Here is a 24,875-nt window from a genome sequence, read left to right on the forward strand (position 1 = left end):
CGGACGGAGTGCCCCCATGCGCATGCGCCGGAAATCTGATCTACCCACCAAGCCCTGCGCCGGCTGCGGTCGGCCCTTCGCCTGGCGCCGAAAGTGGAAGCAGGTCTGGGAGGTGGTGAAATACTGTTCCGACCGCTGCCGCCGCCAGGCGGGGCGGCGGCCATGACCACGCTGCGTCTGATCCTGGGAGACCAACTAAGCCCCGGGCATCGCTGGTTCGCGCGCGTGGAAAGCGGCGTGGTCTACGCGATGATGGAGGTGCGACAGGAGACGGACTACGTCCTGCACCACGCGCAGAAGATACTGGCGGTCTTCGCCGCCATGCGCGATTTCGCCCGGCACCTGCGCGCGGCCGGCCATGTGGTGGATTATCTGGCCATTGGCGACCCCGCCAACCGGCAGGCGATACCGGCCAACCTGGACATGCTGCGTGACCGGCACGGGGCCACGACCTTCGAATACCAGGCCCCGGACGAGTGGCGGGTGGACCGCCAGTTGGCGGATTATGCCAACGTGTGGCCTGGGCCGTCGGGCATGGTCGACAGCGATCATTTCCTGAGCGCCCGGGATACGGCCGCCGACCTTTTCCGCGACCGGCGACGGTGGCTGATGGAGCACTTCTATCGCCATATGCGCCGTGTCCACGGCGTGCTGCTGGAGCCTGAGGGGGGGCCGGCGGGTGGCCAGTGGAATTACGACCACGACAACCGCAAGCCCTGGCCCGGTCTACCGGCCGAGCCCGACGATACCCGGCCCCGCCATGACCACACCGCGCTGTGGCGGGAGATCGTCGCCAGCGGGGTCGCCAGCTTCGGCGAGCCGATGGCGGACCGTCTGCGCTGGCCGCTGAACCGGGCGGAGGCGTTGACCCAGCTGGACGCGTTCATCGATGGGGGATTGCCCCACTTCGGCGATTATCAAGATGCCATGAGCACGCGGGGCTGGCGCCTCTTCCATTCGCTTCTGTCTTTCGCCCTCAACGTCAAGATGCTGTCACCCCGGGAGGTGATCGCGGCGGCGGAAAACGCCTGGCGGCGGGGTGCTGCGCCTTTGCCCGCCGTGGAGGGGTTCATCCGCCAGATCCTGGGCTGGCGCGAGTATGTTCGCGGCGTCTACTGGGCCCACATGCCCGGCTACGATCAGCGCAACGCCCTGGAGCACGCGCTGGCCCTGCCGCCCTGGTTCTGGACAGGGCGCGTGGGCATGCGCTGCCTAGCTCAGGCGGTGGGGCAGTCGCTGCGCCATGCCTATGCCCACCATATCCAGCGCCTGATGGTCATCGGCAATTTCGCCTTGCTGGCGGGCCTGGACCCGGCGGCGGTCCACCGCTGGTATCTGGGGGTGTATGTCGACGCCTTTGAATGGGTGGAACTGCCCAACACCCTGGGTATGAGCCAGTTCGCCGACGGCGGACTGATGGCCACCAAACCTTACGTCTCGGGGGCGGCCTACATCGACCGCATGGGCGACTATTGCCGGGGCTGCCGGTATGACCGCAAGGTGCGGGTGGGACCGCGCGCCTGCCCCTTCAACGCCCTGTACTGGGATTTCCTCGACCGCCACGCGGCGGCGCTGTCCACCAATCCCCGTCTGGCCCTGCCTTACCGCCAGCTGGCGCGCATGGACCCGGCCGACCGGTCGGCGTTGCGGGCCCAGGCGGCGGACACCCGCCGCCGCCTGGAAGCGCTATAGCCTTATACTGGAAAATCGGTGCCCAGGGTGACGGCCCGCCACTCGGCCAGTTCGGCGGCGAAGGACTGCTGCCGGGCCTGCACCCGGTTCCAGGCGTCGGTGCCCAGGACTAAATGCCGGGGCGGGTTGGGGGACAGCACGGCAGCCACGATGGCGCGGGCCCCCCGCGCCGGATCCCCGGGCTGCTGGCCGTTCTGCGCCTGCAGGCGGGCTACCGCCGCCCCGGCGGTCGCCGCGTAATCCGCGATGCCGCCGCCGGTGACGCGTAGCGACTGTTCCGTCAGGAAGTCGGTGCGGAAGGCGCCCGGCTCCACCAGCGTGACGCCGATGCCCAGGGGGGCGACCTCCTGCGCCAGGCTGAGCGACACACCCTCCAGCGCGAACTTGGACGCGGCGTAAAGGCCCGACCCCACGCCCGGTGCCAGCCCGGCGATGGAGGTGATGTTGACGATGTGGCCGGCCCGCCGGGCGCGCATCAGGGGCAGGACCGCCTGCATCACCGCCACGGCGCCGAAGAAGTTGACCTCGAACATCTGCCGGGTGGCGGCGGTGTCGGCATCCTCCACCGCGCCCAGCAGGCCATAACCGGCATTGTTCACCGCCACGTCCAGCCGCCCATGCAGGGCGTGCGCCCGGGTCACCGTCTCCCCCACCTGCCCGGCATTGGTCACGTCCAGCGGCAGGACATGCAGGCGCTCGTGGGGCGGCAGGTCGCTCTGGCCATCCCGGGTCGTGCCGATGACCACGTGGCCCCGGTCCAGCACCGCGCGTGCCAGTTCCTTGCCGAAACCGCGCGAGATGCCGGTGATGAACCAAACCTTGGGGCCGCCGGCCGTCGGGGTATTGTTTGCCATGATCCGCATCCTTCCTGAAAGCCGGCCCGCCAAGGAGGCTGGGCCGGGGATGCACCTGAAGATGGCGAGCCGCGGCCCTACGCGGTATGCGCCATAATCGAAACGGATAATGAAGCAGGAATTATATAATCAGCCGCCGTAGGTCGCGCGGATGAAGTCGGTGAAGACGCGCAGCGGCAGGGGCGTATGCCGCTGTTTCGGATAACACAGGAAGAATCCGGGGAAGGTGCCCGACCATTCCTCCAGGATGGTGACCAGGCTGCCCTCCTGGACATAGGGCTGGATGCGATCCTCCAGCCACAGGGCGACACCCAGGCCCTGCAGGGCCGCCGCCAGCACCAGGCTCTTGTCGGTGACGATGATGGGGCCCTTCACGGCGACGGAGAACCAGTCCCCGTCCGGTTCCTGGAATTCCCAGTGGTAGATGCGGCCCGTCTCCGCCCAGCGCCAGTTGACACAGGCATGGTCCAGCAAGTCGCGTGGGTGTTGGGGCACGCCATGGCGGGCCAGATAGTCGGGTGACGCGATGGCCACCTGGCGCAGGCTTCCGCCCAGCTTGATGGCCACCATGTCGTCGGAGATCATTTCGCCAAGACGGATGCCGGCGTCATACCCCTCGGCCACGATGTCGTGCACCACGTCGTCCACCGTGATGTCCAGGATGATGTCGGGATAGGCCTGGTGGAACTGGCCCAGGATGGGGGCCAGGAACCGTTCCGCCCCCACGCGGGAGGAGGTCAGGCGCAAGGTGCCGGCCGGCCGTTCGCGCAGGTCGTTCACGTCGGCGACGGCGGCCTCCAGTTCCTCCATCACCGGCTTCAGGCGGGCATACAGCCGCGATCCGGCATCGGTGACGGAGACGCTGCGGGTGGTGCGGTTTAGCAGACGCACGCCCAGCCGCGCCTCCAGCCCCCGGATGGTCTGGCTGAGGGCGGAGGGGGAGACTGTCAGCTGTGCCGCCGCCCGAGCGAAATTGCCCTGCGCCACAATGGTGGCGAAGGCGCGAAGGTCCGCGAACTCACTGCCGCGCATTATGCCGGCTCCCCTACAGGATCAACCGGCACTGTTTAGCACACCACGCGGCCATCGATTGCATGGTCTCGGCATCCATATTGATGCCATGCAATATGGCATGTATGGATTTACGTATGTATTGCATGGATTCGGGCGGGGGATGATGGACGACGATCTCTGGGTTCCACGATTGGATGGCCGGGGCGGGCCGGTCTATCTGGCCATCGCCGACGCCATGGCGGCCGATATCGGCGCCGGCCGCCTGGTGCCCGGCGACCGCCTGCCCACCCAGCGGGCGCTGGCGGAGGTCCTGGGCGTGGACCTCACCACCGTCACCCGCGCCTATGCCGAGGCGCGGCACCGCGGCCTGCTGTCGGGCGTGGTGGGCCGGGGGACCTTCGTCTCCGACCGCGCGGCGGTCGACATGGCGCCCCTGGCGCAGGCCGATATCGACATGACCATGAACATGCCGCCGCAGCCGCTGGCGCTGCTGCGCAGTCATTTGGCGCAAGGGCTGGAAAGGATCGTGCGGGCGCCTGACCTCGGGCGTCGCCTGGGGTATCGGCCCGCGGGCGGTAGCGCGCAGGAACGAACGGCCGGGGCCGCGTGGCTGCGCCGGCGCTATGCCGCCGCTGGCGTGGCGACGGCGGATGCCCCCCATGCCGATCGGGTGCTGGCGGCGGCGGGGTCCCATGGCGCGCTGTACGCGCTGTTGGCCTCCTTAGCGCAACGGGCCGACGTGGTGCTGGCCGAGGCGCTGACCTATCCCGGCTTTACCGCCATCGCGTCGCGCCTGGGCCTGCGGGTGGTGGGGGTCGACTGCGACGGCGAAGGGCTGCTGCCCGACGCCCTGGCCGCCGCCTGCCGTCGCCACGGCGCCCGCCTGCTCTACTGTGTTCCCACCCACCATAACCCGACGACGGCGACGATGTCGGAGGACCGCCGCCGCGCCATCGCCGAGGTGATCCGCACCCAGGGTCTGGAGGTGGTGGAGGATGACGCCTATGGCGCCCTCGCCGCCCTGCCGGGCACGCCCCTGGCGGCCCTTGCGCCGCGTCAGGTCTGGCACCTGTCCACCCTGTCCAAATGTCTGACGCCGGGCCTGCGCGTGGCCTTTGTCGCCGCGCCCGACGCGGTGCGGGCGGAACGGTTGCAGGAAACCTTGCGTATCGTGACGCAGATGCCGTCCCCCTTCACGGTTGGGCTGGCGGCGGAATGGATTCTGGGCGGCACCGCCGCCACACTGGCTGACGCGGTACGGGCGGAGGCGGCGGCCCGCCAGCGGCTGGCGGCCGATGTGTTGCCCGCCGGTGGTTACGCCGCCCAGCCCGACAGCCTGCACCTGTGGCTGAGCTTGCCGGCGGATTGGACACCCCATGCTTTCGTCCAGCGCGCCGCGCGCACCGGACTGACCCTGGTGGCGGGCGACGCCTTCCTGTCCAGCGACAGTCCGGTGCCCAACGCCGTCCGCCTGGCCCTGGGTGCGGCCCCTGACACGGCGGCGCTGAAGGGCGCGCTGATCCGCGTGGCGGGATTGCTGGCGGGACCGAAGGGGGGCGGCGCGGTGGGGGTGATCTAGAGTGCGATCGGTTCAGATGGACGCATCTGAACCGTGAATCACATGATGAAACAAAAGCTTAGAGTCTTTCCGGCGTTTCAACGAAAGCCGGAAAGACTCTAAAATCTCAGATCATGCTTCTCCCACCATCCACCACCATGGACTGGCCGGTCATCATGCTGGAGGCGCGGGAGGCCAGGAACAGCACGGCGCTGGCGATGTCCTCCCCCGTCAGGGGGCGCTTCAGGCATTGGGCGGCCAGGGTTTCGGCCAGGGCTTCCGGTGTCACCCACAGGCGCTGCTGCCGCTCGGTCATGACCCAGCCGGGCACCACGGTGTTGACGCGGATGCCGTCGGGCCCAAATTCGCGGGCCAGGGCCCGGGTCAGGCCGGTGACTGCCGCCTTGGCCGCGACATAGGCCGGATACCCCGCCAAGCCCAGATTGTAGGCGGTGGAGCCCAGATTGATGATGGCGCCGCCGCCGGCGGCCTTCATGCCCGGCGCCAGGGCCTGGGCCAGGAAGAACTGCGGGCGCAGGTTGATGGCCAAATTATCGTCCCAGTCCGCCACCGTGACATCGGCGGTGGCGTGGCGGTCGTCGCGGGCGGCGTTGTTGACCAGGACGTCGAAGGCGCCCATCTGCGCCTCCGCCTCCCGCACCTTGGCCTGCAGCGTCTCCACGTCGCGCAGGTCGCAGCGCAGGAACAAGGGGCGCTGGCCGGTCGCGGCCTCCACCGCCTGCACCAGGCTCATGGCCGATTGTTCGCGCAACGCGATGAAGGCGACGCGGCAGCCCTGGGCGGCGAAGGCATGGGTGAGATAGGCGCCGATGCCCGAGCCGCCACCGCTGATCAGCACCGCCTTGCCCGCCAGGTCGCCGTAGACGGGATAGAGGTGTTGGGTGACGCCTTCGGGCACGCCGGGGGGCGGCGGCTCGGGCGCGTCGACGGGGCCGGTGGCGGGTGGGTTGCTGTCGGGCATGGATGTTCCCTCACCTCACGGATTGGGCCTCAGGGGCCAAAAGGCCCAGCGCGGATGGGACGATCAACGCTGGGACCGGAGGGATAGTTAGGGCGCCGGGGGTGGGGCGGCAATTCCCCACGGCCGCAAATCCCCTTTACGGGGGTCTTTTTGTCCGATAAATCATATCACGAACCGGAGGCCTGACGCCCATCGTGGTGTCGTGCCGTCACGACGTGATGGCCACGATACCGCAAACACGGCGCCGCGCCCTCCTAATATAACAGCGTTGGGGTGGGGAAACGGCGGGTGCGGGTGGTCTCTTCGGGACCCCGACACTGGAAAAACGCCGGGGGCGACCGGGCATCCTCGTTGTCCTGGGTTCTGGCCCGGGGCGGCGCTTCCGGCCATCCCCCCTCTCAGGCGATCAGGGGCCCGCCCGGCCCCGAGGTGGACGGTAGGACGATGGCCGACGACGGTAAGCGGAAGTTTCGCAGCGCGCACAGCTATGGAAAGCTGGACCGCGACGGGTTCATCCACCGCAGCTGGATGAAGAATCAGGGCCTGCCCGGCGACGTGTTCGACGGCCGCCCCGTCATCGGCATCTGCAACACCTGGTCGGAACTGACGCCGTGCAATTCCCACCTGCGCGAGGTGGCGGACCATGTGAAGCGCGGCGTGTGGGAGGCTGGCGGCCTGCCGGTGGAATTCCCCGCCATGTCGCTGGGCGAGACGCAGATGCGCCCCACCGCCATGCTGTTCCGCAACCTGCTGGCCATGGAGGTCGAGGAATCGATCCGTGGCAACCCCATCGACGGCGTGGTGCTGCTGGGCGGCTGCGACAAGACCACCCCCGGCCAGATCATGGGTGCCGCCAGTGTCGACCTGCCGACCATGGTCATCTCCTCCGGCCCCATGCTGAACGGCAAGTACCGGGGCAAGGACATCGGTTCCGGTACCGACGTGTGGAAGTTCAGCGAGGCGGTGCGCGCCGGTGAGATGACGCTGAAGGACTTCATGGGGGCGGAGGCCGGCATGTCCCGCTCGCCCGGCACCTGCATGACCATGGGTACCGCGTCCACCATGGCCTGCCTGATCGAGGCCATGGGCCTGTCGCTGCCCTTCAACGGCACGCTGCCGGCCATGGACGCCCGCCGCCGCGCCATGGCGCATGAGACGGGCCGCCGCATCGTCGCCATGGTCAAGGACGATGTGAAGCCGTCGCACATCCTGACCCGCGCCGCCTTCGAGAACGCCATCCGCGTGCACGCCGCCATCGGCGGGTCCACCAACGCCGTGGTGCATCTGCTGGCGCTCGCCGGCCGCGTGGGCGTGGATCTGTCGCTGGAGGATTTCGACAGCTTGAGCGCCGACATCCCCTTGCTGGTGGACCTGCAGCCCTCGGGCCAGTACCTGATGGAGGACTTCCACTACGCCGGCGCGCTGCCGGGCCTGATGACCAAGATCAAGGACAAGCTGAACCTGGACGCCATGACCGTGGGCGGCCTGACCATTGGCCAGATCGTGGCCGAGGGCGAGGTCTACAACGACGATGTCATCCGCCCCAGGACCAACCCGGTGAAGCCCGTCTCGGGCATCTGGGTGCTGCGCGGCAACCTGGCGCCCGATGGTGCCGTGATGAAGCCCAACGCCGCCTCGCCCGAACTGCTGACCCATCGCGGCCGCGCCGTGGTGTTCGACACCATCGAGGATTTCAAGGCCCGTATCGACGATCCGGACCTGGAGGTGGACGAGACCTCCCTTCTGGTGTTGCGCGGCTGCGGCCCCAAGGGCTATCCCGGCATGCCGGAAGTGGGCAATATGCCCCTGCCGCCCAAGCTGCTGGCCAAGGGGGTCAAGGACATGGTGCGCATTTCCGACGCCCGCATGAGCGGCACGGCCTTCGGCACCGTGGTGCTGCACGTGGCCCCTGAATCCACCGCCGGCGGCCCGCTGGCCCTGGTGCGCTCGGGCGATGAGATCGAGCTGAACGGCCCGGCCCGCCGCCTGGCCCTGCTGGTGGATGATGCCGAACTGGCCCGCCGCCGTGCCGAACTGGACGCCCAGCCGGCCGCCCCCCTGCCGGCGCGCGGCTACTACCGCCTGCACGTGCAACATGTGATGCAGGCGGACAAGGGCTGCGATCTGGACTTCCTGGTGGGCGCCAGCGGCGACCGCGTGACACGGGAATCGCATTGATGGCAAACGCGGTCTTCATCGCCGGCGATTGGGGCACCAGCAACCTGCGCCTGTCGCTGGTCGATGCGGATGGCGCCGTGCTGGACACGCGCGGCGGTCCCGGCGCCGCCGCCGTGCCGGCGGGCGGTTTCCCGGACACGGTGCGCGGCCTGCTGGCCGACTGGGACGCCGCCCATGGCCGCTTGCCCCTGCTGCTCTGCGGCATGGTGGGCTCCACCCTGGGCTGGGCGGAGGTGCCCTACGTCGCGGCGCCGGCGGGGGCGGCGGAGATCGCGGGGCATCTGCACGCCATCGATTTGCCTTTTGAAAGTGGGGGGGGGCGCGCTGTCTACATCGCGCCGGGCGTGAAGGGCACCAACCTGCAGGGGGCGCCCGACGTCATGCGCGGGGAGGAAACCCAGGTGCTGGGTGCCCTGATCACCCATCCGGATCTCGCCACGGGCGACCATCTGCTGTGCCTGCCCGGCACCCATTCGAAGTGGGTGGACCTGTCCGATGGCCGCATCACCGGCTTCACCACCGCCCTGTCGGGCGAGATCTACGCCCTGTTGTCCAAGCACAGCACGCTGGCGCGTGGCGCCCAGCCCTGGGACGGTACGCCCGATGCCGGCTTCCGCGAGGGCTTGGCCCGGGTGGCGACGGCTGGGGCCGACATCCTGCACCTGCTGTTTGAAACGCGCGCGCGGCAGATGGCTGGCGTCCTGACGGCCAAGGATGCCCTGGGCTTCCTGTCCGGCCTGGTCATCGGCGGCGATGTGGCTGCCACGTTGGCCCGGCACAAGGCGCTGGGCCGGGCCGCACCGGCGCGGGTCGTGCTGGTCGGCGCGCCGGCCCTGAACACCCTCTATACCCTGGCATTGGCCAGTCACGGCGTGGCTTCCCTGGCGCTGGATGGCGCCGAGCAGTCGACCGCCGGCCTGCTGGCCTATTTCCGTCGCCTTTGAGGAATGACGTCATGACTGAAGCCTGGTTGAAGCACATGCCCGTGGTGGCCATCCTGCGCGGGGTGACGCCTGATGAGGTGGTGGCCGTGGGCCGCACCCTGCACGACGCCGGGATCCGCGCCATCGAGGTGCCGCTGAACTCGCCGGAACCGCTGCAGAGCATCGAGCGTTTGGTGCAGACCTTTGGCGATGATTGCCTGGTGGGCGCCGGCACGGTGCTGACCCCGGACAAGGTGGACGCGGTGCACGCCGTTGGCGGCCAGCTGATCGTGTCGCCCAACGTGGACGTTTCCGTCATCGCCCGCACCGTGGCGCTGGACATGGTGTCCATGCCCGGCTTCTCCACCGGGACGGAGGCCTTCGCCGCCATCGGCGCCGGGTCCCGGTACCTGAAGCTGTTCCCGGCCTCCAGCCATGCGCCGGGCCATGTGAAGGCGCTGAAGGCCGTGCTGCCGCCGGACGTCGCCGTCTACGCCGTGGGCGGCGTCACCGCCGCCAACCTGCAGCCCTGGGTGGATGCCGGCGTCACCGGCTTCGGCTCGGGCGGGGATCTTTACAAGCCAGGGGTGGATTTGGGGCAGATGGCCGAGCGCGCGGCCGGCCTAGTGGCCGCCGTGCGTGGGGCGCTGAAGCTGGCCTGACTCTGGTACAAGTGCCCGCCGCCGGGGTTTCGCGGGGAGCGGCAACGGACCCTCGAAACGAGGAAGCCCTTGGGCCGCTTCGCGGCCCTGGCAAACTTGGGGGACGGCGGACGCCGGCGCCCGGCGACTGAGGGGGCCTTGGATCGGTCACGATCCGAGGCCGAACGTATAACATATGGGGGGTTACGCCGATGGGTTTGGCGACGATCGATATCGCGGTGCTGGCGGTCTACGCCGTGTTCATTTTCCTGCTGGCCCAGTGGGTGTCGCGGGAAAAGGTCGGGCATGAGAAGAACGCCAAGGATTATTTCCTGGCCGGCCGTTCCTTGCCCTGGTGGGCCATCGGCGCCTCCCTGATCGCGGCCAATATCTCCGCCGAACAGATCATCGGCATGGCCGGTTCCGGCTACGCCATCGGCCTCGCCATCTCCTGCTATGAATGGATGGCGGCGCTGACCCTGATCATCGTCGGCAAGTACTTCCTGCCCATCTTCCTGGAAAACCAGATCTACACCATGCCCCAGTTCCTGGAGCAGCGGTACGGGCCCAGCGTGCGCCTGACGCTGGCCGTGTTCTGGCTGGGCGTCTACGTCTTCGTCAACCTCGCCTCCATCCTGTGGCTGGGCTCCATCGCCGTGCACGCGGTGGCGGGTGTCGATCAGATGTATGCGCTGATCGCGCTGGGCCTGTTCGCCTGCGCCTACTCCCTGTTCGGCGGGCTGAAGGCGGTGGCGCTGACCGATATCGTCCAGGTCGGCCTGTTGGTCATGGGTGGCCTGATCATCAGCTACCTGGCCCTGGATAAGATCGCCGATGGCCAGGGCGTGCTGGCCGGCTTCCACCAGCTGTCTGTGACGGTGCCGGAGAAGTTCAAGCTGATCCTGACCAAGGACAGCCCCTTCTATAAGGACCTGCCCGGCATCTCCGTCCTGGTGGGCGGCCTGTGGGTCATGAACGTGTCCTACTGGGGCTTCAACCAGTACATCATCCAGCGCGCGCTGGCCGCCAAGTCGGTGCGCGAGGCGCAGCGCGGCGTGGTCTTCGCCGCCTTCCTGAAGCTGCTGATGCCCGTCATCATCGTCCTGCCGGGCCTGGCCGCCGTCATGCTGATCCCAGGATTGCCGGTGCCGGACCAGGCCTATCCCGAACTGATGAAGATGCTGCCCGTGGGGCTGAAGGGCCTGGTGTTCGCCGCGTTGGTGGCGGCCATCGTCGCGTCGCTGGCGTCCAAGATCAACAGCGTGGCGACCATCTTCACGCTCGACCTCTATGCCCATATCAAGACGGACGCCAGCCAGCACCATCTGGTGGCGGTGGGCCGCGTCGTCAGTGTGGTCGCCGTGCTGATCGGCATCATCGTGGCCAAGCCGCTGCTGGGCAACTTCGACCAGGCCTTCCAGTACATCCAGGAATTCACCGGCTTCTTCACGCCGGGTATCTGCGTCATCTTCCTGCTCGGCATGTTCTGGCCGCGCGCCAGCGCCGCCGGCGCGCTGACGGCCGCCATCGGCTCCGCCGTGCTGTCGTTGGCCTTCAAGGTCTGGCTGCCCGAACTGCCCTTCATGGATCGCGTGGGTGTGGTCTTCCTGGTGTGCCTGGCCGGCGCGGTGCTGGTCTCGCTCGCGGCCCCGGCCGCCATCCCCGGCCAGATCAAGGTCAAGCTGAAGGGCATCGACTACTCCACCACCACCGGCTTCAACATCGCGGCCTTGGTGGTGCTGGTGGTCCTGTCCGCCCTCTACATCACCTGGTGGTAAGATGACCGACACCCGTTCCCCCGTCCTCGACGCCCCCCTGATCGCCGCCTTCGCCCTGGGCAACACCCTGGGCGAAGGCGTCACCTGGGATGAACGCGACCAGTCGCTGTGGTGGACGGACATCCATGAATGCCGTCTCCACCGCCTGGATTGGGCCAGCCGGACGATTGAGACGTTCGCCGCCCCGGAACGCGTCTGCTCCTTCGGCCTGATCGAGGGCGACGCGGACCGGCTGGTGGTGGCGTTCGAAAGCGGCTTCGCCTTCTTCACCCCCCGCACCGGCGCCGTGGATTGGCTGGCGCGACAGGATCTGCCCGCCGGTGTCCGCTTCAACGACGGCCGGGTGGATCGTCAGGGCCGCTTCTGGGCGGGCACGATGGTGGAGGATGAGGCGGCGCGTGAGGCGCGGTCGCTGGCGGGATCGCTCTACCGCCTGGATGGGCGGGAGCGGGCCACGCCCCTGGTGCACGGCGCCCTGATTTCCAACAGCCTGTGCTGGAGCCCGGACGGCGCGATCCTGTACTACACCGACAGCACCACCCGCCAGATTCGCGCCTTCGACTATGACACCGCCACCGGCACGCCCTCCAATGAGCGCGTCTTCGTCACGACGGAGGAGGGGGCCTACCCCGATGGCGCCAACATCGACGCGACGGGCCATCTGTGGAGCGCGCAGTGGGGGGCGTCCCAGGTCGTGCGGTACGCCCCGGACGGGACGGTCGCCGGCGTCCTGCCCGTGCCCACGGCGCGGGTCAGTTGCGTCGCCTTCGGCGGGCCGGACCTGACCCTGCTGTTCGTCACCACCGCCCGGGAGGGCATGACCGACGCGGAAGTCGCCGCCGATCCCCATGCCGGCACCCTGTTCGTCTTTGATGTGGGCGCCGCCGGCGTGCGCGGTCTGGTGGATAGTGGGTTTAAATTGGCCACGGCGGGGATATAAGCTGATAAGTGGAACCAGGGTGGGGGACGGGATGATTGCCAAGTTTCGCGGCCAGAATCTGACATTCGGCATCGTCCAGGATCTGGGCGCCGCGATTGTTACCGGTACCTACAGCGCGGAAAAGCCCTTTCCCATCGAGGCTGAGCTTTGCAAGCACTACGGCGCCAGCCGCAGCGTGCTGCGTGAGGCGGTGAAGATGCTGACCGCCAAGGGCCTGCTCCGCGCCCGGCCCCGCCAGGGCACCTGGGTGGAGCCGGAGGAAAGCTGGAGCCTGCTGGATCCCGACGTGCTGCGCTGGATCCTGGAACGCAAGTTCTCCCTGCCGCTACTGGCCGAATTCACCGAGATGCGCCTGGCGGTGGAACCGCTGGCCGCCCAGCTGGCCGCCGCCCGCGCCACGCCGAATGAGAAGGCCGCCATCAAGGTCGCCATCGACCGCATGTACGCGGCCGAGCGGGGGGACGATGACCCGCTGACCACCGACATCAACTTCCATGTCGCCATCCTCAAGGCCAGCGGCAACCGCTTTTACCTGCAGCTGCGGGAACTGATCGACACGGCCCTGCGGTTCAGCATTCGGCGCACCAACCAATACAAGGGCGTGCGCCTGGCCAGCGTGGCCGACCATAAGGTCGTGGCCGACGCCATCCTGGCGGGCGACCCCGCAGGGGCGGAGGCGGCCATGCGCTATCTGATCCAGGAGGCTCTGGATCTGCTGTCACGCGGCGAAGAGGTCGAGGCCAAGGTCGCGGCGTCCTGAAATCAGGGGTTTGAACCATGCGGGAAGACGGCCGCCGCGCCATCGGGCTGATCGCCCATGACGGCAAGAAGCAGGCGATGGTGGACTGGGCCCTGGCCCATGCCGATTTCCTGCGGCAGGCCAAGATCTACGCGACCTCCTCCACCGGCACCCGCGTGGCGGAGGTGATCGACGGCCTGGACATGACCCGCCTGCGCAGCGGCCCGTTGGGCGGCGACCAGCAGATCGGCGCCATGATCGTCGAGGGCGGCCTGGACCTCATGATCTTCTTCGTCGATCCCCTGGGCACCCTGCCGCACGACGTGGACGTGAAGGCGCTGATCCGCCTGGCCACCCTGGCCGACCTGCCCTTCGCCTGCAACCCGGCCACGGCCACCCTGCTGGTGGCGGCGATGGCGCGGGGGTAGGGGTTCAGGGAAAGGGCCACCATTTCCGCCCTGGCGCGTGGTTTCCCTGCCGACTCCCATCAGGTAGGCTGGCACTGAGTGCAAAGGCCTCCGGGTCCTGGCCGTGGTTTCCCTACCGACTCCCATCAGGTAGGCTGTCATGGCAGTGATCGAGCTGGACGGCCCGGCCGTGGTTTCCCTACCGACTCCCATCAGGTAGGCTCGAGATCCGAAAGTGGTGGACAGTCCCGCCGCCGTGGTTTCCCTACCGACTCCCATCAGGTAGGCTAAGCCAATGCGGTTGAGGCGCCGCAGGTCGGCCGTGGTTTCCCTACCGACTCCCATCAGGTAGGCTGGCGCCGCCGGTGTGCCGGTGAATGTCGGAGCCGTGGTTTCCCTACCGACTCCCATCAGGTAGGCTACCAGTTGCTGTTGAGCGGTCGCCAGTTGGGCCGTGGTTTCCCTACCGACTCCCATCAGGTAGGCTAGCAGACCCGCCAGCTCGCTCAGCCACGCCGCCGTGGTTTCCCTACCGACTCCCATCAGGTAGGCTGACGACGAAATCACAGCCCTAATCGCCGATGCCGTGGTTTCCCTACCGACTCCCATCAGGTAGGCTGACACGTTTTACAAACAGCTGGCCCTGGCCGCCGTGGTTTCCCTACCGACTCCCATCAGGTAGGCTACGTAACCCTCGAAGTGCTGGCGGCCTTGGGCCGTGGTTTCCCTACCGACTCCCATCAGGTAGGCTGCTTGGTCACCGTGGGCGTTCCGGCCTCGGGCCGTGGTTTCCCTACCGACTCCCATCAGGTAGGCTGCCGCCACGTTGCTGCCGGTGGTTCCCAAAGCCGTGGTTTCCCTACCGACTCCCATCAGGTAGGCTGGAGCGCGATGAGGACGACGACGAAGCCTCGCCGTGGTTTCCCTACCGACTCCCATCAGGTAGGCTGCGCCAGCAAGGCGGCTCGCATTCCAGTACGCCGTGGTTTCCCTACCGACTCCCATCAGGTAGGCTCGAACCTCTTGTGCTTCTTCTTCGCTAAAGGCCGTGGTTTCCCTACCGACTCCCATCAGGTAGGCTCAGTGGGATGGGGGTGCGTTCCAGATTCGCGCCGTGGTTTCCCTACCGACTCCCATCAGGTAGGCTTTAGCCAGAGCCGGTACCACTCTCCGAGCTGCCGTGGTTTCCCTACCGACTCCCATCAGGTAGGCTTCACCCACCAGGGTGTGCGTCTGTAGCTTGGCCGTGGTTTCCCTACCGACTCCCATCAGGTAGGCTTGAGCACGGCGGCTGATACGGCTGCGATCCGCCGTGGTTTCCCTACCGACTCCCATCAGGTAGGCTCACCAGTACCCGCCCACGGTCGCCGCCATGGCCGTGGTTTCCCTACCGACTCCCATCAGGTAGGCTTCTAGTGGATCATCGGGGCAGCGTGGCAGGGCCGTGGTTTCCCTACCGACTCCCATCAGGTAGGCTCCCTTTGCGACAAGCGCTTGTGACTGCTCTGATTTCCGCCCTTTGCCGGGGCCGAAATCAGAGCAGGACAAGCTGACGTGGTGCCACGCGCTCATTTTTTCCGGCCTCCCCCAGCAACAATTTCATCCGGCCGTACTGCCGGTCGGTCACTTGCAAGGCCCGTACACTGCCTTGGGCGGGTAGGTTCCGGGTGACGCGGACCAGATGCTTGTCCACCGCCTCCTCCCCCCGGCACACACGGGCATAGACGGAAAACTGTAGCATCATATACCCGTCGTCCTTCAGGAAATGGCGAAATCGCGACGCGTCGCGCCGTTCCTTGCGGGTGCCCACCGGCAGGTCGAAGAAGACGAATAACCACAAGATGCGCACGTCCCCGGTTTTCATGATGGTTCCCGACGCAAGGGCGGAACTGGTTTCAGACGATGACCTCCGGTAGCTCCAGCAGCGCGGCGCTGCCGCTTTCCATCGCCCGAAGCAGCGACCACACCGCGCGGTCGGTGGCGGCCAACAGTGTCAGGCTGTCGCCGCCCACGCCGGCCGTCTCCAACAACACGCCGGTCATGGCCCGGCGGTCGTCCACGCCCAAGGGTGCGGCGTCCCCGGCCCTGTCACCCTGATGGTTGAAGACCAAGCGATCGACCAGGGGCCGGAAGGGCTCTATCAGGTCGTCGGCCAAGTTGAAGGCGTTGCCGATGCTGGCGTGGTGCAATCCGAATGCCGGGATCAGGCCCGCCGCGACCAGGGCGCGGGCGATGGCCGCGCGCGCCACGGCGTAGCCGTAGTTCAGTAGCTTGTTACGACGGTCCTCATCATCCTCACGTCGGAAATCGGTGAAAAGGCGGCCCCAATAGGCACGGGCCGCCCGCGCCTCGACATTGTCGGGATCGCCGGACCGCACCAGTGCCGCCATCGCCGCCACTGGGTCGGATGCCACCCCGTTGCTGCGGCCCGTTGCCGCCAAAACCGCCGCTTGGTTCAGGATTTTGCGTTGGGCCAGGGCTTGCCATAGGCGCTTTTTTAGAGGTTGGCTCAGCCCCACCTGGCGTTCCGCCACGGCCGCCTGGCGGAAATGGCCATGGAAGGACAGGCAAAGGCCGTTGGGCATGTGCCTGTCGTCGGTGGCGATCACCACCACACCCGCCTCCATGCAGGCGGACAGCAGCGCCGCGCTTAGTGTCGCCTGGGGCGTGTCCAATACCACCCAGGCGATATCCTCCAGCGGCAGGCGGACCGTGCCGTCTTCCTGCGCGACCACCATTTGTCCATCGGCCAGCGACAGGCGCGCGGCCCGGCTTATGTGCACGCCCCGCCACGCCATGTCCGCACCTCCCGCGTCACCTCGAACCGTCGGCCCAGGCGGTCGACGGCGAATTTTCGGAAAGTCGTGAGCGACTTTACCCCTATGCCTCTGGTCATCGCGAGTTTCGATTGGTGCGGTGAAACGGCGATCGCCGCCACGGACCGATCCACGGATCGGTAGTAGCCGTCGATGAAGGTGCCGTCGGCCTTTTCGATCTCCACCCATGAGAATGGGTTCAGGCTCCAGAGGAACTCGTAGCCGGCGGCCGGGTCCATGATTGGCCAGACACCCTCATCCTTGTTGGCCAGGATGGCCCGCATCGGCGGCCCAGCATCGCCTTCCGGGCCGAAGATCTGGTGGGGATAGACCGGCACCAGGTAATATTCCCACGCGTCCCGCCGGTTCAATTTGCGGAAGACATCCAGCCGGGCGATTTCCCCCCGGTCTGCCGCCCCGCCCCGCACGGGCACGTCGACATTCTTCTTGGTGCGTAACCGGACCTTGCCCAGCATGTCGCCTTTGGGGGAACGGGGCGGTGCGTCCACTGGCTTGCCGGCATCTATCCAGGCGCGCAGTGCCTCGACGATGGCCCCATTCCGTTCAGGGTCTTTCAGCCGCTCCAAGTCCTTCAGAGTCAGATCCGCGACGGCGCGGCGTTCATAGACGACCGCGCCTTCCTCCTCCTCAACCACTTGGCGGATGGTGGCGCCGTGGGCCTCTCCGCGTGCGCGGTGGCGCTCGGCCCGGGACACGACGATCCGGGTATAGTGATTCTTGGCCTCTTCGATGAAGCCGGGCCAGGGGGGCGGGAAGCCGTAAAAGTCACGGTGGTCTCCCCTCACCTCCGCGTCCTGGAACGCCCGGGTCAGGCGTTGCAAGGCGCTTTGGCTGGTCGCCGCCACGATCAGGGCGTCCAGGGCGTGATGGCGGTCATCATCCAGCCGGGTGCCGTCATCAAGCCGTTTTTTCAGCGCCTGCACCCCCCAAGCCCGGCGCAGCCGGTCCGTCAACGGCCCGGGGCGTGCGAGGATGGTGTCGCGCCCCCGCTGTCCGTATGCCTGCTTCAGAAGATGGAGCAAGACCCGGCTGGCGTAACGCGTGTCGCTCAGGTTGCGGGTCCTGAATTTCTGCTCGACGGCTTCGGCATCCTTCAGCAGGTAGTTCCGCTTTTTGACGCCTTTCATCCCCTTGGCGCCTTCCACCGCCCGCCGCAGCGTTTCCCAACGCGCGTCATCCCTCAGATCGCGGACCAACCATTCGTGTGGGGTGCGTCCCTTCTTATCCTGATTGGCTTTGGCGTAGCACAAAGTCTTGTTGACGAAGGAATCATCGCCAAACCGGCTCCAGGGAAGGATGTGGTCCACTTGGATGGCGTTGTCGCCACTGATCAGCGCCGTCAGGGGGATGGGCTGGTTGCTGTACACGCAGAAGGTGCCCTGTTCCAGCCACAACTCATAGCGCAGCATGTCGTCACCATGCGGTTCCCGTCCTGTGTCCTCGCGGAAGCGCTCCCTCAGTTTTTCCTTGGCATTGTTGCGCTTTTCGATGCCACGGCTGATCTGGTCGCGCTCCTCCGCGCTCTTGCCCACCTCGCGCGCCAACTCCACATGGATGTATTCAGGTCGGCCGTATTCCTCGACCAGAGCGCGTACTTGCTTCAACGCCTCTGTCACCGCCTTGCGGGCGATGGGGTTGGCGATGTCGTCCAGATCTCCCTCCGCCCGGTCGGTGTGGGTGTATCCGGCAGCGGCGGCCGCGGCGGAGTAAACCATTCCCTGGACCAGATGGGGGGCCATCGCGCGGCATGCCTTGGCTGAGATGTGGCCGGCGCCCTTGAAGCTGGCGAACTGTCCGTCCTTCACCGCGTCCAGGATGGTGTCATGGATTAGCGGCGGCAAATCCAACTCCGCGATTCCCGACGCGATACGATCCATATCTTCCCGGAAGGTGATTATTTCGCTCAGCCGGTCGAGGGTTGATGGTGTGTGCCATAGCGATGCCCACCCGGTTTCACCCAATACCTTGGTTCGCCAAACATACGCGCCCGGCGTCGCCTCACCACTTCGCGCGACGACGTCGCGCTTGGTCTCTTCGGCCACGGGGACACCGTCGAACCCGGCTGACGCGGGAAGTTCCAGCAGCGTCCGTAATCGTTTGAAGGACAGGCTGCGGCTGGAACCGAAATCGGCAACGGCCATGCCGACCTCCGCCGGCGTCAGGGGGCGCTCGGCTTTGCCTTCGCGAACACGCAAGGCCGCCAACCGGGATAGGAGGCGGAATAGCTCAAAGGACGGGGCGTGACGGGCGGTCCGGCGTTCCCCCGCTTCAAATGGGCATGGCCCCACCTTGTCCTCGCTGTCTTGAAGGGGGCGCTGGAAGAAGGCGGTGCCGATGAAATCTTCCTCCAACGCCGGCGTGGCCAGGGTGTTGCCCAGCCGCCGTTGGGCCTGGAATAGAACGCGCACTTCGTCCACCAGGTCACGGCGCAGCAGGGAGCGGGAATAGTCGCCATCACGATTGCGTTTGCGGGATGAGAATTCGGGATCATGGGCGGCCATCTCGGCCACAGACCGCCAACGCGCCAGACGCGACCGCGTCTCCTCGATGGCGCCCAGCATTTTGGACGTGTCGTCCGGCGTGTTCCGCCCTCGGTCCCGTTTGCTGTTGGACTGGAAACCGCGATGCTTGGCGATATGACCCAACGCCACCGCCAGTTCCCATCCCACCAGGGGCCGATCCAATCCTTGATGCCGCAGTGTCCAGGGGTCGGAGCCGGGGACCGCCAAGGCGTGTTTATGAGCCTCCGGTAGCAGTCCAGCCCTTTGAAAGAGATCACGGACATCGTTCATACGCTGGCGGCGGCGATTCAGAACGCGGCGCATTCCCCGGTGCTGTCGGCGTAGTTGGTTGGTCGGGGTGCGCGTCTTGGCTGTTTCGGGCACGTCGAAGGTGCGGGTTCCCATGCCCAACACGGCGCCCTCTTCCTCCCCCGACAGGCGTAGGGCCGCCCAGCCGCAACTGCCTATCCCCAAATCCAGTCCAAAGACCAAGCCGGTGTTCATGGCCGCCACCTCTTAAGTTGTCCTTTTATTGTTGAACACCCTTCCGGAGTATGTAAACTGGGATTGGGAGTCGGTAGGGAAACCACGGTAAGTTGGTTTTCCAATCGCAGGATCACGAAGTGACGTGCTTGACCCTCCATGAGTGATCGTGGGGGGGATTCCTTTTTGTGCTGGCGGAAGCGGACCCAGGTCCCAGGCGAAAAACGTCAGGGCCGCGTTCTCGCCTCTCTCACGCGCCCACTTATCCTCATGGTCCTACCTCAGGACACATCGGTGCCGCTCAAGCTGTCCAGCAGGGTGCGGCGGTACCGGGCGGGATGCTGGTGATTGCGCCACCGGGGTCCTGCCCCCTATGGTGTCCGGCTTGGCGGCATTGGCGATGAGAGGGGGCGGACTTTGGCCCAGGTGGTCATTCTTGCGGGCGATACGGACCATGCCGTCCCGCCGCCGTCCCTGACCGATATCGGCGGCACGCCGCTGTTGGGCCGGCAATTGGAGATGATCGCCCGCTCCGCCCTGCGCGAGGTGCTGGTGCTGACCGGGGCGGATGTCCAGGCCATCGCGGGCTATTGCGGCGATGGCGGCCGGTGGGGCCTGCGCGTGCGCACCGCGCCGGCGGGCGATGCCATCCTGTCAAACGATACCGCCGTGATCCTGCCCGGCGACCTTGTCCTGGACGTGGATCTGGACCGTCTGCTGGACCACCACCGCCGCCATGGCGCCGACGCCACCCTGTTGGTTCAGCCGGTCGAGCGGCCGGCCGAGGCCGACTTGGTTGACCTGGACGGGCAAGGCCGTGTGCGGGGCGTGCTGCCCCGGTCCTGGCCCGCCGACCAGGACGCCCATAACCTCACCTGGCCCGGTCCCTGTGTGTTGGAACCGGCGGTCTTGACCATGGGCCCCGGGGCCCTGGCGGGGCGGGGGCTGCTCGACCGCCTGCGGGCGGCGGGGCGCGCGGTCCAGGGCTATCGCAGCCCCGAATATGTCCGCTCCATCAGGACGCCGGAGGGCCTGGCGCGCGCGCGGGCGGACGTGGCCAGCGGCCTGGTCGAGCGCCTCAGCCTGCGGCGGCCCCTGCAGGCCGTGTTCCTGGACCGGGACGGCGTGCTGAACGTGGAACGCAGCCACATCAAGACGCCGGATGAGCTGGAGGTGGTCCCCAGCGCGGCCCGGGCCCTGGCGCGATTGAACCGCGCCGCCTACCGCACCCCGGTGGTGACCAACCAGGCGGCGGTGGCCCGGGGGCTGCTCACGCTGGAGGGGCTGGACGCCATCCACGCCCGGCTGGAGACGCGGCTGGGCGCCGAAGGCGCCTATGTCGACCGTGTCTACTTCTGCCCCCATCATCCCGACCCCACGCTGGCGGGCGGGGTGCCGGCGCTGCTGGTCCAGTGCGATTGCCGCAAGCCGGGGCCGGGCATGGCCCATGCGGCGGCGGCCGACCTCAACATCGACCTCTCCCGGTCCTGGATGATCGGCGACAGCTCCACCGACATGGGGCTGGCCCGGTCCTGCGGCCTGGGCGGCATCCTGGTGCGCGAGGGGCATGGCGGTCGCGACGGCAAATGCCCGGCGCAGCCCCACGTCGTGGTCGATGACATGGCCGGCGGCGTCCATTTCATCCTGGACGTCTGGCCACGGCTGGAGGCTTTCCTGGACCCCTTGGCCGCCCGCGTCGATGCCGGCGACATGGTCCTGATCGGCGGCCTGGCGCGCTCCGGCAAAAGCCTGCTGGCGCAGTGCCTGGCCCTGCATCTGGAGCGGCAGGGCCGGCGCGCCGTGGTCATCGGCCTGGACAACTGGGCGAAATCCCGCGACCGGCGGCAGCCCGGTGTCCTGGGCCGGTATGATCTGGACGCGGCCAAGGCCGCCTTGGCGGCCCTGCTGTCCCGGGGCACGGCGGTGACCCCGCCACGGTACGATCCCCTGACCCAGACCAGCCATGCCGGCCGGGAAGCGGTGACCCTGGGGCCGGACGACATCGTCATCGTCGAGGGCGTGCCCGCCTTGACCCAGCCGGAATGGCGGAGATTGACCAAACACCGCCTGTTCATCGCCACGGATGAGGCCGCGCGCCGCGCCCGCTTCATCACCGAGTACCGCCGGCGGGGCTGGTCGGACGCGGCGGTGGCGGCGACGTTCGACCAGCGCCTGGCGGATGAGTCGCCCCTGGTCCTGGCCGGCCGGGACCACGCGGAGATCATCAGCCTGGACGGCATCCTGGATTGAGAGGCGGGGCGGCCCGCCCGATCCAGGATCATGACCGCCGCAGTCTTGTCAAAAATTTCGCTATTCAAATTATTAAAGAAACAATACAAGATTTTTGCACATGAATTGAAGGGCTAAGCTAAAATTGGCCCATGACAACATGCCTGCGCGGGGCGGGCCAACAATGGGGTTTTGATCCGTGAAGTCTGCCGTCCTGTCCCTGGCCGCCGCGCTGGCGGCCGGTACCGCCCTGATGGGCCCGTTGGCGTCGCCGCCGGCCCGGGCTGACGAGGCCCTGCCGCAGCCCTATCCGCCGGCCGCCCCCATCCCGGAACCGCAGGACACGGCCTATCCCGGCACCATCCGGCTGCAGGTTGACGCCACCGACACCGAACGCCGCATCTTCTGGGTGAAGGAGACGGTGCCGGTGAAGGGTGCCGGGCCGTTGACCCTGCTGTATCCGAAGTGGCTGCCGGGCAACCATTCCCCCACCGGCGCGATCGACAAGCTGGCGGGCCTGATCATCCATGCCAAGGGCGGGGCCGCCGACGGCCAGCGGGTGGAATGGCAGCGCGACCCGGTGGAGGTCTACGGCTTCCATGTGGACGTGCCCAAGGGTGCCACCGCGCTGGAGCTGGAATTCCAGTTCGTCTCCCCCACGGCGGACAACCAGGGCCGCGTCGTCATGACCCCGGACATGACGAACGTGCAGTGGAACGCCGTCGCCCTGTACCCGGCGGGATATTTCACCCGCCGCATCCCGGTGGAGGCCAGCGTGAAGCTGCCCGATGGCTGGGGCTTCGGCACGGCGCTGGACGTGGCGAAAGAGGCGGGCAAGGACGGCGTCACCACCTTCAAGCCGGTGCCGTTCGAAACCCTGGTGGACAGCCCCATGTTCGCCGGCCGCTACTTCCGCCGGCTGGACCTGGATCCGGGCGGACGCTCGCCCATGCATCTGAACATCGTCGCCGACCGGCCGGACCTGCTGGAGGCGACGCCCGACCAGATCGCCCTGCACCGCAACCTGGTGGTCCAGGCGGACAAGCTGTTCGGCGCCCGCCACTACGACCATTACGAGATGCTGTTGGCGCTCAGCGACAAGCTGGGCCATATCGGCCTCGAACACCATCGCTCCAGCGAGAACGGCACCACGCCGACATACTTCACCGACTGGAACAAGTCGGCGGGGCATGAGCTGCTATCGCACGAATACACCCATTCCTGGAACGGCAAGTACCGCCGCCCGGCCGACCTGTGGACGCCGAACTTCAACGTGCCCATGCGCGACAGCGGCTTGTGGGTCTATGAGGGGCAGACCCAGTTCTGGGGCTGGGTGCTGGCGGCACGCTCGGGCCTGACCACCCGGCAGCAGGCCCTGGATGGCCTGGCCAGCGTGGCCGCCACGCTGGACACCCGGGTGGGCCGCGCCTGGCGCGACCTGGACGACACCACCAACGGCCCCGTCGTCGCCATGCGCCGCCCGGCGCCATGGATCAGCTGGCAGCGGGCCGAGGACTATTACACCGAGGGCCAGCTGGTGTGGCTGGACGCCGACAGCCTGATCCGTGAGCGGTCGGGCGGCAAGCGCAGCCTGGACGATTTCGCCAAGGCCTTCTTCGGCATGCAGGACGGCAGCTATGTGCCGGCCACCTACACCTTCGATGACGTGGTCAAGACCCTGAACCAGGTGGAGCCCTATGACTGGGCGACCTTCCTGCGTCAGCGGCTGGACACCCACCAGTCCGCCCCCCTGGATGGCCTGGCCCGTGGCGGCTACAAGCTGGTCTACACCGACCAGCCGCTGTCCGAGGCCAGCCGCGCCAACGAGGCGCCCGGCTCGCTGAACCTGACCTACTCGCTGGGGTTCGCCCTCGACAAGGCCGGCGCGCTGACGTCGGTGCAGTGGAACGGCCCGGCCTTCAAGGCGGGGTTGACGGTGGGCACCACGGTGGTGGCGGTCAACGGTGTGGCTTATGACGCCGACCGCATGAAGGCGGCGGTGACGGGTGCCAAGGGTGACGGGCCGGCGGTGGAGCTGATCGTGAAGAACGGCGACCGCTATCGCACCCTGGGCATCGACTATCACGATGGTCTGCGCTACCCGCACCTGGAACGGGTTGAGGGCACGCCGGCACGTCTGGATGACCTTTTGTCCCCGCGCAGCTGATGGGGCTGACACCCCCGGCCCCGCGTGGGCCGGGGGTGTGAGTAATAAAATGTCCGGAATGAAGGACTTATGCGCAATGCAGGTCCCGGGTTCCGGTAGTGGACATGGAACAAAATTACCCTATGGTGGCAACGCTAAATTTTTCTGGGCCAAATTTTTTGGTTCAAATTTTTTGACGCGGAACGCTTCCTGACGGTTGGCGTGAACAAACAGGGCCGGAACCGGGCTTAACGGTTTCGGGATGGGGCCTAAGCGTATCAGGAGGGGTTGGGGGCGGCCGGGAAACCCGGCTCCGCCCATCGAGGAAGGTCGAGGTTTTCCGATGCAGATTTTGAGTGCCCGGGCGAAGAAGCCGTCAATGCCCATCGGGGAGCAAATCCGCAAGCGTCGCAAGGACATGGGCCTGACGCTGCAGCAACTGGCCGATCGTTCCGGCCTGTCGGCCCCGTTCATCAGCCAGGCCGAACGCAACCTCAGCGTTCCGTCGCTGGTGTCCTTGCTGGCGCTGGCCGAGGCGCTGGAGGTTGACATCTCCTTCTTCATGCAGGTGCCCAACACCGGCACCATCGTCCATCGCGCGGCCAAGCCCAACGTCATCGAGGTCGACAGCCCCGTCCAGTACATCGACCTGGCGTCGGACCTGGATGACCGCAAGCTGGACATCATCCTGATGCGGATTCCGCCGGGGCACGTCTTCCCCGTGGACACCCGCAACGGGGAGCATTTCCGCTACGTGCTGTCCGGGGAACTGTACGCCACCGCCGGCAACACCCGCACCACGCTGAAGGCCGGCGACAGCATGCATTTTGACGCCCGCATGAAGCACACGGTGGAAAATCGCACCGAGGAAGAGGCCGTGCTGCTGTACGTGGGCACGCCCAGCGTTTTCAAGAAAGCTGTGCGCGCGAAGTAGGAAATTCCGCTTCCAACGCGAACCGCAGAATATTCGAAA

19 protein-coding genes and 1 CRISPR repeat array are annotated in these 24,875 nt (G+C 67.2%); of the genes, 13 read left to right on the forward strand and 6 right to left on the reverse strand.

Translation table 11 applies throughout. The annotated features are described in order from the left end of the window. Positions 1-22 precede the first annotated feature (22 nt). Both FHS74_RS17140 and FHS74_RS17145 read left to right on the forward strand, forming a co-directional pair. Positions 23-166 (forward strand): DUF2256 domain-containing protein, encoded by a 144-nt coding sequence (locus FHS74_RS17140; RefSeq protein ID WP_184802730.1) that lies wholly within the window; start codon positions 23-25, stop codon positions 164-166. Next, a complete protein-coding gene (locus tag FHS74_RS17145) occupies positions 163-1,692 on the forward strand; it encodes a cryptochrome/photolyase family protein (protein WP_184802732.1) in 1,530 nt (509 codons plus the stop codon). The genes FHS74_RS17140 and FHS74_RS17145 overlap by 4 nt, the downstream gene beginning before the upstream one ends. A gap of 2 nt (positions 1,693-1,694) precedes the next feature. Here FHS74_RS17145 and FHS74_RS17150 read toward each other — a convergent pair whose 3' ends face one another. Beyond that, complete coding sequence (locus tag FHS74_RS17150) at positions 1,695-2,546, reverse strand: oxidoreductase (RefSeq protein ID WP_184802734.1); 852 nt, start codon at positions 2,544-2,546, stop codon at positions 1,695-1,697. A gap of 129 nt (positions 2,547-2,675) precedes the next feature. Further along, positions 2,676-3,578: a LysR family transcriptional regulator gene (locus tag FHS74_RS17155; protein WP_184802736.1), complete on the reverse strand. Its 903-nt coding sequence runs from the start codon at positions 3,576-3,578 to the stop codon at positions 2,676-2,678. A 142-nt stretch (positions 3,579-3,720) separates the two neighbouring features. Between FHS74_RS17155 and FHS74_RS17160 the strand changes: the two genes are divergently transcribed. Continuing rightward, positions 3,721-5,139, forward strand: coding sequence for an aminotransferase-like domain-containing protein (locus tag FHS74_RS17160; RefSeq protein ID WP_184802738.1), 1,419 nt, complete (start codon positions 3,721-3,723; stop codon positions 5,137-5,139). A 106-nt stretch (positions 5,140-5,245) separates the two neighbouring features. On the opposite strand, the gene FHS74_RS17165 is transcribed toward FHS74_RS17160, so the two are convergent. Further along, the gene (locus FHS74_RS17165; protein ID WP_184802740.1) at positions 5,246-6,100 is read right to left on the reverse strand and encodes an SDR family NAD(P)-dependent oxidoreductase; all 855 of its coding nucleotides are present in this window, start codon (positions 6,098-6,100) and stop codon (positions 5,246-5,248) included. Positions 6,101-6,544: 444 nt separating this feature from the next. On the opposite strand from FHS74_RS17165, the gene FHS74_RS17170 reads away from it, so the two are divergent. The 7 genes from FHS74_RS17170 (at position 6,545) to FHS74_RS17200 (ending at position 13,727) form a co-directional block, all read left to right on the forward strand. Next, on the forward strand, positions 6,545-8,278 hold the full coding sequence (locus FHS74_RS17170; protein WP_184802742.1) for an IlvD/Edd family dehydratase: 1,734 nt from the start codon (positions 6,545-6,547) through the stop codon (positions 8,276-8,278). Continuing rightward, positions 8,278-9,222 carry a 2-dehydro-3-deoxygalactonokinase gene (locus FHS74_RS17175; protein ID WP_184802744.1) on the forward strand — a complete coding sequence of 315 codons (945 nt, stop codon included), beginning with the start codon at positions 8,278-8,280 and terminating at the stop codon, positions 9,220-9,222. The genes FHS74_RS17170 and FHS74_RS17175 overlap by 1 nt, the downstream gene beginning before the upstream one ends. A gap of 11 nt (positions 9,223-9,233) precedes the next feature. Next, positions 9,234-9,863 carry a 2-dehydro-3-deoxy-6-phosphogalactonate aldolase gene (locus tag FHS74_RS17180; protein ID WP_184802746.1) on the forward strand — a complete coding sequence of 210 codons (630 nt, stop codon included), beginning with the start codon at positions 9,234-9,236 and terminating at the stop codon, positions 9,861-9,863. Between the two features lie 191 nt (positions 9,864-10,054). Next, entirely contained in the window at positions 10,055-11,620 is a 1,566-nt protein-coding gene (locus tag FHS74_RS17185) for a sodium/sugar symporter (RefSeq protein ID WP_184802748.1), read from the forward strand. A 1-nt stretch (position 11,621) separates the two neighbouring features. Next, positions 11,622-12,560: an SMP-30/gluconolactonase/LRE family protein gene (locus tag FHS74_RS17190; protein ID WP_184802750.1), complete on the forward strand. Its 939-nt coding sequence runs from the start codon at positions 11,622-11,624 to the stop codon at positions 12,558-12,560. A gap of 31 nt (positions 12,561-12,591) precedes the next feature. Beyond that, complete coding sequence (locus FHS74_RS17195) at positions 12,592-13,320, forward strand: FadR/GntR family transcriptional regulator (RefSeq protein WP_184802752.1); 729 nt, start codon at positions 12,592-12,594, stop codon at positions 13,318-13,320. A 17-nt stretch (positions 13,321-13,337) separates the two neighbouring features. Next, entirely contained in the window at positions 13,338-13,727 is a 390-nt protein-coding gene (locus tag FHS74_RS17200) for a methylglyoxal synthase (protein ID WP_184802754.1), read from the forward strand. A 34-nt stretch (positions 13,728-13,761) separates the two neighbouring features. Next, positions 13,762-15,183: direct repeats of the CRISPR family, unit length 36 nt; unit sequence GCCGTGGTTTCCCTACCGACTCCCATCAGGTAGGCT. A gap of 57 nt (positions 15,184-15,240) precedes the next feature. Here FHS74_RS17200 and cas2 read toward each other — a convergent pair. Genes cas2 through cas9 form a run of 3 tightly spaced genes read right to left on the reverse strand, consistent with a single transcriptional unit; the run spans position 15,241 to position 19,548 of the window. Further along, positions 15,241-15,570, reverse strand: a complete 330-nt coding sequence (cas2, locus tag FHS74_RS17205) for a CRISPR-associated endonuclease Cas2 (protein ID WP_184802756.1) — start codon at positions 15,568-15,570, stop codon at positions 15,241-15,243. 31 nt (positions 15,571-15,601) lie between these two features. Further along, complete coding sequence (cas1, locus tag FHS74_RS17210; RefSeq protein WP_184802758.1) at positions 15,602-16,504, reverse strand: type II CRISPR-associated endonuclease Cas1; 903 nt, start codon at positions 16,502-16,504, stop codon at positions 15,602-15,604. Beyond that, positions 16,480-19,548, reverse strand: coding sequence for a type II CRISPR RNA-guided endonuclease Cas9 (cas9, locus tag FHS74_RS17215; protein ID WP_184802760.1), 3,069 nt, complete (start codon positions 19,546-19,548; stop codon positions 16,480-16,482). The genes cas1 and cas9 overlap by 25 nt, the downstream gene beginning before the upstream one ends. A gap of 405 nt (positions 19,549-19,953) precedes the next feature. Between cas9 and FHS74_RS17220 the strand changes: the two genes are divergently transcribed. From FHS74_RS17220 to FHS74_RS17230, 3 genes are all read left to right on the forward strand, one after another. Continuing rightward, positions 19,954-21,777 carry an HAD-IIIA family hydrolase gene (locus FHS74_RS17220; RefSeq protein ID WP_343066935.1) on the forward strand — a complete coding sequence of 608 codons (1,824 nt, stop codon included), beginning with the start codon at positions 19,954-19,956 and terminating at the stop codon, positions 21,775-21,777. Between the two features lie 178 nt (positions 21,778-21,955). After that, entirely contained in the window at positions 21,956-23,923 is a 1,968-nt protein-coding gene (locus FHS74_RS17225; RefSeq protein WP_343066933.1) for a M61 family metallopeptidase, read from the forward strand. 358 nt (positions 23,924-24,281) lie between these two features. Further along, entirely contained in the window at positions 24,282-24,836 is a 555-nt protein-coding gene (locus FHS74_RS17230; RefSeq protein ID WP_246463196.1) for a helix-turn-helix domain-containing protein, read from the forward strand. Positions 24,837-24,875: the final 39 nt, after the last annotated feature.

It is taken from the genome of Nitrospirillum iridis (genome assembly GCF_014205765.1).
Lineage (GTDB): Bacteria > Pseudomonadota > Alphaproteobacteria > Azospirillales > Azospirillaceae > Nitrospirillum > Nitrospirillum iridis.

Bases quoted from the DNA above. Each gene is read 5' to 3' on its own strand.
- FHS74_RS17175 (WP_184802744.1), top strand. From the start codon at position 8,278: ATGGCAAACGCGGTCTTCATCGCCGGCGATTGGGGCACCAGCAACCTG.
- FHS74_RS17145 (WP_184802732.1), top strand. From the start codon at position 163: ATGACCACGCTGCGTCTGATCCTGGGAGACCAACTAAGCCCCGGGCAT.
- FHS74_RS17180 (WP_184802746.1), top strand. From the start codon at position 9,234: ATGACTGAAGCCTGGTTGAAGCACATGCCCGTGGTGGCCATCCTGCGC.
- FHS74_RS17140 (WP_184802730.1), top strand. From the start codon at position 23: ATGCGCCGGAAATCTGATCTACCCACCAAGCCCTGCGCCGGCTGCGGT.
- FHS74_RS17195 (WP_184802752.1), top strand. From the start codon at position 12,592: ATGATTGCCAAGTTTCGCGGCCAGAATCTGACATTCGGCATCGTCCAG.
- FHS74_RS17165 (WP_184802740.1), bottom strand. From the start codon at position 6,100: ATGCCCGACAGCAACCCACCCGCCACCGGCCCCGTCGACGCGCCCGAG.
- FHS74_RS17185 (WP_184802748.1), top strand. From the start codon at position 10,055: ATGGGTTTGGCGACGATCGATATCGCGGTGCTGGCGGTCTACGCCGTG.
- FHS74_RS17155 (WP_184802736.1), bottom strand. From the start codon at position 3,578: ATGCGCGGCAGTGAGTTCGCGGACCTTCGCGCCTTCGCCACCATTGTG.
- FHS74_RS17230 (WP_246463196.1), top strand. From the start codon at position 24,282: ATGCCCATCGGGGAGCAAATCCGCAAGCGTCGCAAGGACATGGGCCTG.
- FHS74_RS17160 (WP_184802738.1), top strand. From the start codon at position 3,721: ATGATGGACGACGATCTCTGGGTTCCACGATTGGATGGCCGGGGCGGG.
- FHS74_RS17170 (WP_184802742.1), top strand. From the start codon at position 6,545: ATGGCCGACGACGGTAAGCGGAAGTTTCGCAGCGCGCACAGCTATGGA.
- FHS74_RS17190 (WP_184802750.1), top strand. From the start codon at position 11,622: ATGACCGACACCCGTTCCCCCGTCCTCGACGCCCCCCTGATCGCCGCC.
- cas9 (WP_184802760.1), bottom strand. From the start codon at position 19,548: ATGAACACCGGCTTGGTCTTTGGACTGGATTTGGGGATAGGCAGTTGC.
- FHS74_RS17200 (WP_184802754.1), top strand. From the start codon at position 13,338: ATGCGGGAAGACGGCCGCCGCGCCATCGGGCTGATCGCCCATGACGGC.
- FHS74_RS17150 (WP_184802734.1), bottom strand. From the start codon at position 2,546: ATGGCAAACAATACCCCGACGGCCGGCGGCCCCAAGGTTTGGTTCATC.
- cas2 (WP_184802756.1), bottom strand. From the start codon at position 15,570: ATGAAAACCGGGGACGTGCGCATCTTGTGGTTATTCGTCTTCTTCGAC.
- cas1 (WP_184802758.1), bottom strand. From the start codon at position 16,504: ATGGCGTGGCGGGGCGTGCACATAAGCCGGGCCGCGCGCCTGTCGCTG.